This is a genomic window from Pseudomonas sp. SCA2728.1_7 (assembly GCF_018138145.1).
In the GTDB taxonomy this organism is placed as follows: domain Bacteria; phylum Pseudomonadota; class Gammaproteobacteria; order Pseudomonadales; family Pseudomonadaceae; genus Aquipseudomonas; species Aquipseudomonas koreensis_A.
The window spans coordinates 5,409,688-5,425,999 of sequence record NZ_CP073104.1 but is presented as its reverse complement, the minus strand read 5'-3'; the positions used below and the strand labels follow the sequence as shown (position 1 = coordinate 5,425,999).

9 protein-coding genes are annotated in these 16,312 nt (G+C 60.3%); all 9 read left to right on the top strand.

Annotation, left to right across the window (positions count from 1 at the left end):
- The first annotated feature begins 99 nt into the window (after nucleotides 1-99).
- The 9 genes from KBP52_RS24355 (at nucleotide 100) to cmoB (ending at nucleotide 16,103) form a co-directional block, all read left to right on the top strand.
- Nucleotides 100-2,511, top strand: coding sequence for a glucose/quinate/shikimate family membrane-bound PQQ-dependent dehydrogenase (locus KBP52_RS24355; protein WP_077574400.1), 2,412 nt, complete (start codon nucleotides 100-102; stop codon nucleotides 2,509-2,511).
- Nucleotides 2,512-3,020: 509 nt separating this feature from the next.
- Nucleotides 3,021-3,395, top strand: coding sequence for a DUF6124 family protein (locus tag KBP52_RS24350; RefSeq protein ID WP_116033046.1), 375 nt, complete (start codon nucleotides 3,021-3,023; stop codon nucleotides 3,393-3,395).
- A 205-nt stretch (nucleotides 3,396-3,600) separates the two neighbouring features.
- Nucleotides 3,601-9,048: a membrane-targeted effector domain-containing toxin gene (locus KBP52_RS24345; RefSeq protein ID WP_249122207.1), complete on the top strand. Its 5,448-nt coding sequence runs from the start codon at nucleotides 3,601-3,603 to the stop codon at nucleotides 9,046-9,048.
- Nucleotides 8,997-9,332, top strand: coding sequence for a hypothetical protein (locus KBP52_RS30590; protein WP_249122206.1), 336 nt, complete (start codon nucleotides 8,997-8,999; stop codon nucleotides 9,330-9,332). The genes KBP52_RS24345 and KBP52_RS30590 overlap by 52 nt, the downstream gene beginning before the upstream one ends.
- Before the next feature lie 1,192 nt (nucleotides 9,333-10,524).
- On the top strand, nucleotides 10,525-12,942 hold the full coding sequence (gene lon / locus KBP52_RS24340) for an endopeptidase La (protein WP_249122205.1): 2,418 nt from the start codon (nucleotides 10,525-10,527) through the stop codon (nucleotides 12,940-12,942).
- A gap of 262 nt (nucleotides 12,943-13,204) precedes the next feature.
- Nucleotides 13,205-13,597: a protease inhibitor I42 family protein gene (locus KBP52_RS24335; RefSeq protein ID WP_212621125.1), complete on the top strand. Its 393-nt coding sequence runs from the start codon at nucleotides 13,205-13,207 to the stop codon at nucleotides 13,595-13,597.
- Nucleotides 13,598-13,599: 2 nt separating this feature from the next.
- Entirely contained in the window at nucleotides 13,600-14,244 is a 645-nt protein-coding gene (locus KBP52_RS24330; RefSeq protein WP_212621124.1) for a lysoplasmalogenase, read from the top strand.
- Nucleotides 14,245-14,370: 126 nt separating this feature from the next.
- Complete coding sequence (cmoA, locus tag KBP52_RS24325; protein ID WP_175559565.1) at nucleotides 14,371-15,150, top strand: carboxy-S-adenosyl-L-methionine synthase CmoA; 780 nt, start codon at nucleotides 14,371-14,373, stop codon at nucleotides 15,148-15,150.
- Nucleotides 15,147-16,103, top strand: coding sequence for a tRNA 5-methoxyuridine(34)/uridine 5-oxyacetic acid(34) synthase CmoB (gene cmoB, locus KBP52_RS24320; protein WP_212621123.1), 957 nt, complete (start codon nucleotides 15,147-15,149; stop codon nucleotides 16,101-16,103). Before cmoA ends, cmoB begins: the two co-directional genes overlap by 4 nt.
- The last annotated feature ends 209 nt before the right edge of the window (nucleotides 16,104-16,312 follow it).

The following is a 16,312-nucleotide window of genomic DNA, read 5'->3' as shown; positions in this document are numbered from 1 at the left end:
TTAGCTAGACAAGTTTTTATCTGAACCATGCCTGTGCCAAATCGTCATCTAAAGTGACTACAGCGCGGGACTACATAAAACGTCACGGAGAATCACACTATGAGCACCGAAAGTGCTTCGAGTCGGGGCCGTTTGCTACCGAGCCTGCTCGGCATTCTGCTTCTACTGATGGGCCTGGCCATGTTGGCCGGTGGGGTCAAGCTGAGCATGCTCGGCGGCTCGCTGTACTACCTGCTGGCCGGTATCGGCATTGCGCTGAGCGGCATCCTGTTGCTGATGCGTCGTCGCGCAGCGCTGGGCCTGTACGCCATCGTTCTGTTTGCCAGCACCGTTTGGGCGCTGTGGGAAGTCGGTCTGGACTGGTGGCAACTGGTGCCACGTCTGGCCCTGTGGTTTGTCCTCGGCTTCGTGATGTTGCTGCCGTGGTTCCGTCGTCCGCTGCTGCTTAACGGCCCGGCGCCGATGGGCACTGGCGGTTTGACCGTCGCCGTGGTGCTGGCCGGCGTCACCGCTCTGGCCAGCCTGTTCACCCACCCGGGCGAAACCTTCGGCGAACTGGGCCGCGACACCGCGGACACCACCAGCACCGCACCAGCCATGCCCGATGGCGACTGGCAGGCCTATGGCCGCACCGAGTTCGGTGACCGTTACTCGCCGCTGAAGCAGATCACCCCGGCCAACGTCGGCAAGCTGCAAGAAGCCTGGCGCATCCAGACCGGCGACCTGCCGACCGCGGATGACCCGGTCGAGCTGACCAACGAAAACACCCCGCTGAAAGCCAACGGCATGATCTACGCCTGCACCGCGCACAGCAAAGTGTTGGCCCTGGACCCGGACACCGGCAAAGAATTGTGGCGCTTCGACCCACAGATCAAGAGCCCGGTCGGCTTCAAAGGCTTCGCCCACATGACTTGCCGTGGCGTGTCGTACTACGACGAAGCCGCTTACGCGAAAACTGAAAACGCAGCCTCGGCGGTGATTTCCGAAGCTGGCAAAGCCGTTGCTCAGGCTTGCCCGCGTCGTCTGTACCTGCCAACCGCTGATGCTCGCCTGATCGCGCTGAACGCCGACACCGGCAAGATCTGCGAAGGCTTCGGCAACAAAGGCGTGGTTGACCTGACTCAAGGCATCGGCCCGTTCACCGCTGGTGGCTACTACTCCACCTCGCCAGCGGCGATTACTCGTGATCTGGTGATCATGGGCGGTCACGTCACCGACAACGAATCGACCAACGAGCCATCGGGCGTGATCCGCGCTTTCGACGTGCGCGACGGTCACCTCGTGTGGAACTGGGACAGCGACAAGCCAGACGCCACCGAGCCTTTGGCTCCGGGCGAAACCTACAGCCGCAACTCGGCGAACATGTGGTCGCTGGCCAGCGTCGACGAAAAACTCGGCATGGTTTACCTGCCACTGGGCAACCAGACGCCAGACCAGTGGGGCGCTGACCGCACCCCGGGCGCCGAGAAATTCAGCGCCGGTGTTGTAGCCCTAGACCTGGCCACCGGTAAAGTGCGCTGGAACTACCAGTTCACCCACCACGACCTGTGGGACATGGACGTTGGCAGCCAGCCAACCCTGCTCGACATGAAAACCGCCGACGGCGTGAAACCTGCGCTGATCGCACCGACCAAACAGGGCAGCCTGTACGTCCTCGACCGTCGTGACGGCACGCCGATCATCCCGATCAAGGAAATCCCGGTCCCGCAAGGCGCCGTCAAAGGCGACCACACCGCACCGACCCAGGCCCGTTCGGACCTCAACCTGCTGGCCCCGGAACTCACCGAAAAAGCCATGTGGGGCGCGAGCCCGTTCGACCAGATGCTGTGCCGCATCCAGTTCAAGGAACTGCGTTATGAAGGCCAGTACACCCCGCCGTCGGAACAGGGCAGCCTGATCTACCCGGGTAACGTCGGCGTGTTCAACTGGGGCGGCGTCTCGGTCGACCCGGTTCGGCAAATGCTGTTCACCAGCCCGAACTACATGGCCTTCGTGTCGAAAATGGTGCCACGCGAGCAAGTCGCCGCCGGCAGCAAACGCGAAAGCGAAACCGCTGGCGTGCAACCGAACACCGGCGCGCCCTACGCGGTGATCATGCACCCGTTCATGTCGCCATTCGGCGTACCGTGCCAGGCCCCGGCCTGGGGCTACGTCGCCGGTATCGACCTGACCACCAGCAAAGTCGTGTGGAAACGCAAAAACGGCACCAGCCGCGACAGCTCGCCAATCCCGATCGGCTTCACCTTGGGCGTGCCAAGCATGGGCGGCTCGATGGTCACGGCTGGCGGCGTCGGCTTCCTCAGCGGCACCCTCGACCAGTACCTGCGCGCGTACGACGTGAACAGCGGTAAAGAGCTGTGGAAATCGCGTCTGCCGGCTGGCGGCCAAGCGACGCCGATGACCTACACCGGCAAGGACGGCAAGCAATACGTGCTGCTGGTTGTCGGCGGTCACGGTTCGCTGGGCACCAAGATGGGTGACTACGTGATTGCGTACAAACTGCCGGAATAAGTTTTAGCGGCGGTGAAAATGAAGGCGATGCCCCGCAAGGGACATCGCCTTTTTTGTGCACGCCATTTCAGAATTCACCACAAAACCTGTAGGAGTGAGCCTGCTCGCGATAGCGGTATGTCAGCCAACATCTTCGGTGACTGATTTACCGCTATCGCGAGCAGGCTCACTCCTACAAAGGACGGTGTTCGTCCTACAGAAGCGCATTGTCAGCGAGAGTTTTCCGACAAGTCGCGTCGGTTGTGCCTCGGAAATCGGCTGGATAGGCTCTGGGGGTCGCTGCAAATTCAGCGAACGGGCGTCGCGGCCCGACCTCTTAAGGCATAATCGCCCCGCTGACTAACGCACATAAGTGTCTGTCAGCTTGTTTTATGGCGGCTGTGCGCGGGATACCTTCGGGTATGCCGAAGTGCCTTGGGAGTCGGTCCGCGAACCCGCGTATAGCTGCCACCCTCGAATTGCTTCGCGGCAACTAGAGGGATGGCTCCACCATTCCCAAGGAGTCAAAAATGAAAAAGCCGACACCCAATCCGCCAGAAACCGATGACACCTCGCCCTACGAATCCCCCGATTCCAAGAAATTCCACGAAGCCGCCGAACGCGCCCTCGACCACTACCTCAAACCCAACGCCTTGACCCTGCGCTTCCACAAACCCAGCACCATGTTCCAGGTTGCCCCCGAACAGGACAGCGAAAGCCTGCTGGTCCACGCCTGCGAATCCCTGGCCCAGGCCAGCCTGATGACCAGCGACATCGCCGCCTACATCGACCTGCCGCAGCGACGCACGATTCTGGCGATCCAGCAAATCATCATGCTCGCCGAACTGGCCGTGAACCGCGTGCTGGATAACCACGAAATCCCGCAATCCCCAACACACAGCTAACCCCCTGTGGGAGCGAGCCTGCTCGCGAAGGCGTCAGTCCATTCAGCCGTTTGAGTGACTGACACAGCGCTTTCGCGAGCAGGTCTGGGGGGCTGTTTGACGAAATCGAACACATCGAAAGATCACTCCCCCATACATAGATACCACCCGCCCCCCACTGCCCCTCGCCATGCTGGCCGCTCACCCTCAGCATGGAAAAGCGCCCATGAACCCCGCCACAGCTCCCACGCCCGAAGAGATCAAAAACGATCTCAACGCGATCGGCCATCACCTGTTTGATACACCAACCCCATTGCTTCCCGAGCAGCAACCGACCACCGAAGAGGCCTTTCTGAAACGCCTCGACCAGCAATTGAACACCTACCGCACAAGCTACCTGCAACGCAGCCGCGCGCTGTTTCAGGCGTTGAAAAACAGCGATCTGCAAAGCGATGCAGGCAAACAGCTGATCGCCACGCTGAAAGTCAGACTGGCCAGCCAACTGATCAACATGGACCAGAGCGACCGGATCGACGATAAACCGGCGAAAACCTTCCTCAACCATGATGCCGGCTTCACCGCCATCGGCCACGAAGCCAGGCAGGCTGTCACCGACCGCCTGTTGCACCCGCAAGCCGGCGAACTGCTGCAAAAGCTCGATTTGGCCCCGATACTGCGTCCGGCCATGTACGCGCTGCAGTTCAACTATCAACGCACCACCGTTGAGCTGGCCGGTGCCTTTGTTGTCATGGAAAAGGACACTCGCCGAGTCAAGGACTTGCAGACCGACCAGAGCATGGGTTTCGCCCTGCTGTTCACCCCCGCAAGAGGTATCGAGTTTTTCAACTCCCTTGCTGATCTCGACAACCAGTTGCGCTCGTCCCTGAACCAGGCCAGCGGTAGCGAAGAATTCATGCTCATGCTGCCGAGGCGCTATCACGCGGTGGGCGCAGCAGGGATCTGGCCGCTGCTGCTCGCACCCATCGACAGCAAACCCTTGTTCGAACACACCTACGATGCGCTGATCGAAAAACGCACGCAGGATATCGAGCGCGCCTTGAGCTTCGCCGATAACCCGCAACAAGACCCCAAGCAATTGCTTACAGCGCTGGAGCGCGCAATTGCTGCCGCACTGCCGGATCTCACGCCGCGTCTGGCATTACGCGCGCAAACCTTGTTCGAACGCCACCTGCGCTACAGCTCACCGCACTGGTACCGCAGCGCCAGCACCGCGCAGAAAGACGCACTGGCTGAGCATCTGCGCAACTACCAGCAGGCGCGGCAACACCTGCTCGACCTGATGGAGCCGGTAGGCAGCCTGACGACACTGGCCCGCCAGCAATGGCTGGAACGCTTGAGCGAAGACCTGGAAATCGACGATCTCGAGCCGGAAAAGTTAAGCCTTTCGACCGATCGCCGAGTGCCGGGCTACGGCGTTTACGTGCATCAATCCAGTCTGCTCGAACTGTCCTTGCGCGGCCCGCACACCGGCGATGAATTACCGGGCTCGGCGTTTTTGAAGCACACCACCCTCACCTACGATGGCGCGCCTCTGCCGCCAGCCTACGTTGACGTGACGCCGGCGTGGCTGATCAAACAAGCCGTGGAACTGCAACCTCGGATTGACTTCCATCACTTGCAAAAAGCGCTTCAGGCCAAGCCCGCGATCAACCCCGCCATCAGGCAGATGCTCGATCAACGTATTGTCGCCCTCGCTCACACGGCTGTGCTGCAAGGGCACTTGCTCGACAGTGACCTGCAATTGATTCAGCGCCTGCGCGACGGCAGCGATCCGCGCCTGCGCGCCGCCACCCTGTCGCTGCACGGCGCGCAGTTGCAGGACTTGTGGGTGCTGCGCCACAACGATGACAGCGGCGCGCTCAAACGGCTGTTGCTGTGCACGCCACAGGCGCCGCGGGACCAACAATTCCAGGCCTTCGACAGTGAGCGCGAATGCCAGACCCACCTGCTCGGCTGGGCCAGGCACAGTGATGTCGCCGAGAGCATGGCCGGCTACCTGATCAGCCGCGCGCCCATGCGCTTTCGCGCGAAGGTGCGTCACGTGTTGGCCGGGCTGAGTTTCAAACCTGAGGCGCTGGAGCATCAAAAGGTCACGTTCGATTACGCCGACAGTCATTCCGATTGCCTGCGTACGATGGCTGAACTGGTGCTCGCCACACGGATCGACGACTACGATTTCTGTACACCGCTGTGGTATCGCGCAACCACGGCTGCCAACCGCCGAAAGCTGACGACCCTGAGTGAAGACGCCGAAGGCGCCTTGCGCGCGTTCAACAAGCATGCCTTGTCGGGCAGCCGCTTTCCGGCGTTTGATGACTACGTGCACGAACAAGCAAAAATCAGCTTGAACCGCTTGCTCAAGCGCACCACCAACGATGTCGATCCGGATACCGTCTGGGCTTACTCGCCGACCTCCCTCGTGCGCTCGTGGACGCCAAAACCTTTGACCTACACAGCGCTTTATCGCGATGGCTACGCCGACGGCATCGGTTTTCTCGATGACAAATTTTCCCGATCGGCGCGCTTCCGAGGGCCGCAGGGCATCGATATCAGCAACCTGACCGCACAGAATGTCGCGCGCTCGGTCACCGGTGTGTGGATCGGCCAGCGCTACATCGCCAAGGTCAAGGCTGAACTGCAAAGTTCGACGAGCGAAGGTTACGACTTCAGACGCAACGCGACCCTGGCCATTACCCAGCGCCAGATGAAAAGCGCCGCGCTGGAATGCCAACTGCAAGGCCATATCGCCAGCCATGATCTGCAATGGCTGGAGCAAAGTATCGACAGCATGGCTGAGACGTCCGGGTCGATGCGCACGAAATATCCGCTCCAGCGCTTGATGATCGACGGCGAATGGGTGCTCGATGCGTGGTTGTTCAGCCATGGTGACAACCCGGTTCTGCTCTATACCCCCGAGACGCCCGACGGTGTCGCTTGGCGCGAAGCGCGGCTGTTCAATTACCTGCTTCAGCAGCAGTCCGGGATGCTCGAATACCTGACCTTGCGCGTCGGCGTCAGCGCCCGGACGCGGGTTCGCACGCACCTTGAAAACATCAGGAAAGGGCTGCCCAAAGACCTCAATAAAACCACACCCAGCCCTGCACGTTACGACTCGACCCGCGCGGTCGCGGCGGTCAGTGATCTGCGCACGGCCCTTTACAACATGAAGCTGCAACGGCGTATCGACGACGTTAACGCCACTACCACCAGCCGTGCCGAGATGATCGCCGGTCTGGTCTGGACCAGTGTCGAATGGATCGCCGCCATTGCCACGGCGCCGTTCCCGCTGCTGAGCTTGAGCACCGGCCTGCTCCTGGCGTTCAAGGACGCCATGCTCGCCCTGCACGCGTACCGTCAGGGTGACCACAGCGAAGCCTTCCAGCATCTGCTCGGCTATCTGTTCAACAGTGCCGGCGCGGTGCTGACCGACCTGCGTCCGGCGTTGCGTTCGCTCAAGCCCGCGCGTCGACCTTTGCGTCAGAGCACCGCCAGCGCCAGTGCCAGCAGCGAACAACAGAATGTCATGTCCGTGATCGACCAAGTGGCACCCCAACCTGATTGGGATGACATGCGCGTGGTGGTTTTCAGACACCAACTGTTCTTTACCGCGAACAGCCCCGACGCACTCGGGCGTTATCTGCTCTATCGGAGCAAGCCGAATTCCCCTGACCTCGTTTCTACCGGCATCCTGACCGTGCGCAATTCCGACGGGATGATGGTACGCAGCGGCATGGCCGGCGGCGCGCCCAAGTACCAAGCCGTGCCAGAGACACCCGGCCCCTACAAAGTCTATGGCGTGGAGCGCAAATACCGGCAGCGCGTCGAAGCAGTGATGAATCCGCAAACCCGCGAGGACATCCTCATGCGCGGTCAGGACGATATAGCCAACAGTCCGTACTTGATAATTGCCGGCGTCGTCAATGAACTTGCCTCGACACGCACCGCCTACCTGAAGCAGGTCGAAAAGCTCAGCGCAGACGCCACCGCGCATTTCGCCGAACTTGCCCCGCTGCCAGCCCGCGCCGAAGTTACGCCCGTCGGCGACGACCTGTCGTTTGCCCGGTTACTGACCAGCGACGCCGTCAAAGGAAAAAACCTGGTGATCGGCGCCCAGCCCGGTTCGATCGCCAGCAAACAACTGCTGATCGATGGTGTGGACCAACTCGTGAGCACAGGCTTCAAGCGACTTTACGTGGAATACCTGGCGGGGGATGTCTTCAATATCAAGCTGGAAAAGATGAACAAGGGCGGAACCTGGAGACACATCAAAACCCATCTTGAAGCCGTCGACCGTGCGCTGGGCCATGAGAAAAACGCGCCATTCTCTTATTTGGCACTGGTGCGTGCGGCTCGCGAAAAAGGTCTGAAAATCCATGCACTGGATGCTTCGACCAGCTACCAACTGGAAGGAGCGATGGTACTGAACGACGTCTCGCCATTGACCCCGCGCAGCAACAGCCTCAGGAATTTCTATTCGCACAAGACGCTGACCGCCGATATCGCCGATGCGCCTGAGGAACGTTGGGTGGTCCTCACCGAACAATCACGCATGAGCACCTTCAACAACACCCCCGGCCTGGCCGACCTGCACGCGGCCGTTGCCGTGCGCGTGGAAGATGTCGCACTCGATCAGCCGGCACGCATCGCCCTCGATTCAGCCGGTGCAATCGCCGGGGATACGGCCGCCAGGGGCGATTATCGGGTGCAATGGCCGACGGCGTACAAGGCGCCTCAGCCCGTCTCCCGGCCCGCACCGATTGCCCCCGTTGTCGAGCATTTCAGCGAATACGATATTGCGCCTTCGATGCGTGACGATATCGCGCAAATGTTGCATCAGCCCTACGCCATGGATTCAAGCTACACCCCGACCGTACCGCGTGAAAAACGGGCGTTCGAGGCGTTCATCGCCAACCGCGGGCGCCTGGAGAAAAAGGCCAGTGATGCTTTTGCTCACTACACGCCCCCCGAAGCGGCCACGCTCCCGACGCTCACCTCCGACACCACGTTCGAGGAGTTTTTGCGGCTGCTGGCAGACGGACGCTTGAACCTGCTGATCGGCGAGGCCCATTCCCACATAGCGAGCAAAGCGCTGCTGAAAAAGCACATGAAAGCGCTTAAGCGAGCCGGGTATGACACGCTCTACGTGGAACATCTGCTCACCGATTTGCACCAGGCCGACCTGGATATTTTTTATCGCACACAGCGCATGCCGGACAGATTGAAGGATTACCTGCGCGTCCAGGACCTTGGCCACATGCCCTCCCATGACGGTAACGATACGTACACAGAGGTCTGTCAGGCGGCGGCCAAATACGAAATCCGAATCAGGGCGCTCGACTGCACGGCGTCCTACCACCTCAAGGGTGTGTCTGACGAAGCTATCTCGCGAAACGAGATGTTCAGCTATTTCGCCAGCCAAGTGATCGAAGCCGACCAACTGGCACACGGACCGCATAAATGGGTGGCCCTTATCGGCAATGCCCACACCAATTACAACCTGGGTGTGCCGGGTCTGGCGGATACCCTCTCGGCGGTCAGTCTCCAGGTGCGCGACACTGCTCCGGAACTGGCCAGAGATATCCATCGCGGGGCGTGGGAGTGGTGGACAGCAAACGCGGCACCAATAGCCGGGCCTTGCGCAGCGATTTCCTGATGGAAGTGGCCGTCGCCGGAACGAAGCAGCCAGACCCGACGCCGTCTGTCAGCCGCAGCCAATTGACCCATTCCGGGATGTTCATGATCGAACGTACGGGCACGGACGGGCCCCGCCTAGTGCATAAATCCAAGACCGGCGACATCGTTGTGACACCGATCCAGGTCAATGACCACGGCTTGTTTTTCATTGATCGCTGGGGGAAGAAAGATCAGGGTTTCAAATACCTGCGGAGCTTGATCGATATGCTGGTCGATGATGTGAAATTGATCGAAGTGAAATAACCATCAGAGGTGATCTGCGCATTGCCAACAACACAGCCGAAAAGCCCCTCACCCTAACCCTCTCCCGGAGGGAGAGGGGACTGACCGAGGTGTTTGGGAGAGCTACGCCGACGTGCAATACCGCGTTGAACTCAGGTTCCGAATCAGATCAAAAGCCCCTCACCCTAGCCCTCTCCCGGAGGGAGAGGGGACTGACCGAGGTGTTTGGCAGAAGTACGCCGACGTAAAATACCGAGTCGAACTCAGGTTCCGAATCAGATCAAAAGCCCCTCACCCTAGCCCTCCCGAAACGTCGGACCGCCCGTAGGGAGAGGGGACTGACCGGGGTGTTTGGTGGATCTACGCTGACGTGAAATACCGAGCCGAACTCAGATTCTGAATCAGATCAAAAGCCCCTCACCCTAGCCCTCTCCCAGAGGGAGAGGGGACTGACCGAGGTGTTTGGGAAAGCTACGCCGACTTGAAATACCGAGCCGGACTCAGATTCTGAATCAGATCAAAAGCCCCTCACCCTAGCCCTCCCGAAACGTCGGACCGCCCGTAGGGAGAGGGGACTGACCGGGGTGTTTGGGACAGCTACGCCGACGTGCGATACCGCGTTGAACTCAGAACTTGAAAAGCCCACAAATCGGCTCCCTCTCCCTCGGGAGCGGGCTGGGGTGAGGGGCAAATCCACCACAAATCAAAAGCCGAACACCCGCGCTCTTCACCACTCAATAGGCCGAGTGTCAGCTCGCCTGCTCTTGATCTTGATCCACGGGCGACGTCGGAAGGCTGAGTGGAGGGATTGATCCGGGGGTGGGAGCGCAGCGACCGTTTGGCGCAGCCAAACACAGCGAGAGGAGGTGCAGCGAAGCAAACCGGAGACGCTGCGCCCGGATCGATCCCGGAGCGAAGGAACCCCGAGCCCCAGCGAGCGGGCCGCACGCAGGAGCAAGCGTTTTTTTTGCTTACTTTTTTGAGGCGTTTGTCAAAAAAGTGAGTCGCCGTCAGGGCGAAACCCTAAGCCGCCGTTACATAAATAACGGATATACACACCAAACACCCCCAACATGGTCGGCCCAAAGGCCGCCAAGTCGAAAAGCGTGAACCCTGTCAAAACCCTGAACACACAATCAGAAACACCGCCCCCCATTGAAACCACCCAAGCCCTGCCCCATCTAAGACCCATACCCCATTGCGCAGGTGCCCCATGAGCGACCAGCAAGAATTCCCGGAAAACCCCGACGACTACACCGAAGCCGAACACATCGAACACACCTCCTCCGGCAAAGGCCTCGCCCTGCCAGGCCAAAACCTGCCGGACAAGGTCTACATCATCCCGATCCACAACCGCCCGTTCTTCCCGGCGCAAGTCCTGCCGGTCATCGTCAACGAAGAACCGTGGGCCGAAACCCTCGAACTGGTCAGCAAATCCGAACACCACTCCCTGGCCCTGTTCTTCATGGACACGCCCCAGGAAGACCCGCGCCACTTCGACACCGGCGCCCTGCCGCAATACGGCACCCTGGTCAAAGTCCACCACGCCAGCCGCGAAAACGGCAAACTGCAATTCGTCGCCCAAGGCCTCAGCCGCGTACGCATCAAAACCTGGCTGAAACACCACCGCCCACCGTATCTGGTGGAAGTCGAATACCCGCACCAGCCCACCCAGCCGACCGACGAGGTCAAGGCCTACGGCATGGCGCTGATCAACGCGATCAAGGAACTGCTGCCGCTCAACCCGCTGTACAGCGAAGAGCTGAAGAACTACCTCAACCGCTTCAGCCCCAACGACCCGTCGCCGCTGACCGACTTCGCCGCCGCGCTGACCTCGGCCACCGGCCCCGAGCTGCAAGGCGTGCTCGACTGCGTGCCGATGCTCAAGCGCATGGAAAAAGTCCTGCCGATGCTGCGCAAGGAAGTCGAAGTCGCGCGCCTGCAAAAAGAGATTTCGGCGGAAGTTAACCGCAAGATCGGCGAGCATCAGCGCGAATTCTTCCTTAAAGAGCAACTCAAGGTCATCCAGCAGGAACTCGGCCTGACCAAGGACGACCGCAGCGCCGACCTCGAACAGTTCGAACAACGCCTGGAAGGCAAAGTCCTGCCGGCGCAGGTGCAGAAGCGCCTCGAAGAGGAAATGAACAAGCTGTCGATCCTCGAGACCGGTTCGCCGGAATACGCGGTTACCCGCAACTACCTCGACTGGGCGACCTCGGTGCCGTGGGGCGTGTACGGCGAGGACAAACTCGACCTCAAGCACGCGCGCAAAATCCTCGACAAACACCACGCCGGCCTCGACGACATCAAGGACCGCATCCTCGAATTCCTCGCCGTCGGTGCTTATAAAGGCGAGATCAGCGGCTCCATCGTGCTGTTGGTCGGCCCGCCAGGCGTGGGTAAAACCAGCGTCGGTAAATCCATCGCTGAATCACTCGGCCGGCCGTTCTACCGCTTCAGCCTCGGCGGCATGCGCGACGAAGCCGAGATCAAGGGCCATCGCCGCACCTACATCGGCGCGCAGCCGGGCAAACTGGTGCAGGCGTTGAAAGACGTCGAAGTGATGAACCCGGTGATCATGCTCGACGAGATCGACAAGATGGGCCAGAGCTACCAGGGCGACCCGGCCTCGGCGCTGCTGGAAACCCTCGACCCGGAGCAGAACGTCGAATTCCTCGACCACTACCTCGACCTGCGCATGGACCTGTCGAAAGTCCTCTTCGTCTGCACCGCCAACACCCTCGATTCGATTCCGGGTCCGTTGCTCGACCGCATGGAAGTGATTCGCCTGTCGGGCTACATTACCGAAGAGAAAGTTGCCATCGCCAAGCGTCACCTGTGGCCGAAACTGCTGGAAAAGGCTGGCGTGTCCAAGGGCAGCCTGAGCATCAGCGACAGCGCGCTCAAAGCCTTGATCGACGGTTACGCCCGTGAAGCCGGCGTGCGTCAGCTGGAAAAGCAAATGGGCAAACTGGTGCGCAAAGCGGTGATGAAGCTCATTGATGAGCCGAAAGCGGTGATCAAGCTCGGGCCGAAAGACCTCGAAGCGTCACTCGGTCATCCGGTATTCCGCAATGAACAAGTGCTGTCTGGTACCGGCGTGATTACCGGTCTGGCCTGGACCAGCATGGGCGGTGCCACGTTGCCGATCGAAGCCACACGGATTCACACGCTCAACCGTGGCTTCAAACTCACCGGGCAACTCGGTGATGTGATGAAGGAATCGGCGGAGATCGCCTACAGCTACGTCAGCTCGCACCTGAAGCAATTCGGCGGTGATGCGAAGTTCTTCGACGAAGCCTTCGTCCACCTGCACGTACCGGAAGGCGCGACACCGAAGGACGGCCCGAGCGCCGGCGTGACCATGGCCAGTGCGTTGTTGTCTTTGGCGCGTAATCAGCCGCCGAAAAAAGGCGTGGCGATGACGGGTGAACTGACGCTGACCGGGCATGTACTGCCGATTGGTGGGGTTCGCGAGAAGGTGATTGCGGCAAGACGGCAGAAGATTTTTGAGCTGATCTTGCCGGAGCCGAATCGGGGGAATTTTGAGGAATTGCCGGATTATCTGAAGGAAGGGATTACTGTGCACTTCGCGAAGAAGTTTGCGGATGTGGCGAAGATCCTGTTCTGACAGACAGCCCCCCCTCACCCCAGCCCTCTCCCTGAGGGTGAGGGAGCCGACCGTGAGATATTGCAGAGTTACGCCGATCTGAAATTACTTCGCTGAATCCATAATCGACTCGGTCTTTCAGGTCGATGTATGACACAAGACACCTCGGTCAGTCCCCTCTCCCCCTGGGAGAGGGCTAGGGTGAGGGCTTGGCGTTGTCACACTGTGTCTCATCTTCAGTTATGCTCGCCGTTCGTCGTGAACGCTCGGAGCTGCTGACCCTATGTCCCCCACTCGCCTGTTTCTCCCCCTCGCCCTCTCGTTGCTGGCCGCCTGCGCCACGCAACCGAAACACAACGTGACCGTGGAAAAACAAAGCGAATGCCCCGTACGGCTGACCAACGGGCAAAACCTCATCATCATGCTGCCAAGCAACCCGACCACCGGTTATCGCTGGGCCGTTCAGGACTCCGCTGGCGGGGTATTGCGCGCACTCAGCCCCGAGGTCTACAGCAATCCGGAAGATGCCGGAGTGGTCGGTGCAGCGGGTCTCTCGACCTGGCGCTTCCAGGCCTTCGCCCCCGGCACCGGGCGTCTGCGCCTGACCTCGCAACAGCCGTGGGCGCCGGAAGTGCTGCCGGTGGAAACCTTTGACTGCGCCATTTCGGTGAATTGATCGTGGGCTGGCTGATTCTGGCGCTGATGGGCGCGGTGACCTTTCTTTACGGCGTCAGCACCCATGCGGCGCTGCTCTGCCTGTTGGTCAAACCGCTGCCGGTGCTGGCGCTGCTCGGCTGGCTACATGATGCGCCGCCCAGCGACTATCGGCGCTGGATCAGCCTCGGGCTGATTTTCTCGTTGCTGGGTGATGTGTTGCTGGCGTGGCCGGGCGATCTGTTTGTATTTGGCCTCGGTGCGTTTCTGGTCGCACATCTGGCGTATCTGAAGGCTTATTTGAGTGACTGCAAGCGTCTGGCGATTTTGCCGCTGGTGCTTGCACTCGGTGTCGGCGCGGTGCTGCTGGGGATGCTCATTTCCAGCGGACTCGGGCCATTGCTAGTACCGGTGATTGTCTATGGCACGGCGATCAGTGCAATGCTCTGGCGCGCCCTCGCTCGCCTTGGCACCGATGTGCCCAAGCGTTCGGCGCTACTGGCGGCGGGCGGTGCGCTGGCGTTTGTGTTCTCGGACAGCGTGATCGGTATCGACCGTTTCGTCGCCCCTTTCCACGCCGCACCTTACGTCATCATCCTGAGCTACTGGCTGGGCCAGTGGGGCATCGCCGCCTCGGCGTTCTCTCAAAGTAAACGCGCCAGCCTTTAAAAGATCGCAGCCTGCGGCCCCTTCTACAGAAAACCGCATTCCCCTGTAGGAGCTGCCGCAGGCTGCGATCTTTTGATTTGCCGCTTTATCAGACAACCCAAGCATCCCGACGCCACTTTGGCTAAAATGCCGGCCTTTTCCACCGACACCGCCGGAACCGCCGTGAGCAAAGAACCCGATCGCATTTTCGCCAAGCCTCTGGCCCAGGTACCTGACTTCGCCTTCAACGAAGACGTGGTGCGGGTGTTCCCGGACATGATCAAGCGCTCGGTGCCGGGTTACCCGACCATCGTCGAAAACCTCGGCGTGCTCGCCGCGCAGTTCGCCCAGCCGAACAGCGTGCTCTACGACCTCGGCTCGTCACTGGGCGCGGTCACTCAAGCCCTGCGCCGCCACGTGCGCACCGACGGTTGCCGGGTGATCGCTGTGGATAACTCGGCGGCGATGGTCGAACGCTGCCGCGAATACCTCAACGGTCAGGATTCGATGTTCCAGGAGTTGCTGCCGGTTGAAGTGATCGAAGGCGACATTCTTGCCCTCGATTTTCAACCTGCTTCGGTGGTGGCACTGAACTTCACCCTGCAATTCATCGCCCCGGATCAGCGCACCGCGTTGCTCTCGCGCATTCGCCAGTCGCTGCTGCCGGGCGGCGCGCTGATTCTCTCGGAGAAGCTGCGCTTCAACGATGCCGAAGAACACGCGCTGCTGACCGATCTGCACGTCGCCTTCAAACGCGCCAACGGCTACAGCGAGCTGGAAATCGCCCAGAAGCGCAGCGCCATCGAAAACGTCATGAAGCCTGACAGCCTCGAAGAACACCGCGAACGCCTGTTGGCCGCCGGGTTCTCGAAAGTCGTGCCGTGGTTCCAGTGTCTTAACTTTGCCTCGTTGATTGCCTTGCCATGATTGATCTGTCCCCCCTCGCCCGCCGTCTGGCCGGCACACCGCTGGCCGAATGGGCCAACACCCTGCAGGCGCAACTCGACAAGAAAATGGAGAAAGGTCACGGCGACCTGGAGCGCTGGCAAAGTGCACTGGACGCCTTGCCGAAGATTCAGCCGAGCGAAATCGATCTGCTCAATGGCCTGAGACTCGACACCGATTGCGACGACGAAACCCGCGCGCAGATGCGTACTGCGCTGATGGGCCTGTCGCCATGGCGCAAAGGGCCGTTCGATCTGTTTGGCGTGCACGTCGACACCGAATGGCGCTCGGACTGGAAATGGTCGCGGGTCGCGCCGCATCTGGATCTGAAGGGCAAACGCATCCTCGATGTCGGTTGCGGCAACGGCTATTACATGTGGCGCATGCTCGGCGCCGGCGCGAACAGTGTGATCGGTGTCGATCCGAACTGGCTGTTTTTCTGCCAGTTTCAGGCGGTGCAACGTTATCTCTCAGAGCCGAACGCGTGGCATTTGCCGTTCCCCTTTGAAGACCTGCCGCCGAATCTGGAAGGTTTCGACACGGTGTTTTCGATGGGCGTGTTCTACCACCGTCGCTCGCCGATCGAGCACTTGCTGGCGCTGAAGGATTGCCTGGTCAAGGGCGGTGAACTGGTGCTGGAAACGCTGGTGGTTGAAGGCGACAAGCATCAGGTGCTGGTGCCGGAAGATCGCTACGCGCAGATGCGCAACGTGTGGTTCCTGCCGTCGGTCCCGGCGCTGGAATTGTGGCTGCGTCGCGCCGGGTTCAGCGACATTCGTTGCGTGGATGTGAGCACAACCACGGTTGAAGAACAGCGCGGGACTGAGTGGATGAAGTATCAGTCGCTGAGTGATTTCCTTGATCCGGAAGATCACAGCAAAACCATCGAAGGCCTGCCGGCGCCGATGCGCGCGGTGATTGTCGCTCGTAAATAATCCAATCACCCAAACACCGCGGTGAGCCCCCCCCTCACCCCAGCCCTCTCCCCAAGGAGAGGGAGCCGATCTTTGGGCTTTTCAAGATCTGGGCTCAACTCGATATCCTGGTCGCCATATTTCTACCAATCACCTCGGTCAGTCCCCTGTACCTCTGGGAGAGGGAGCTGATCGTTGAGGTTTTCAAAACTTGAGTTCGACTCGATAAC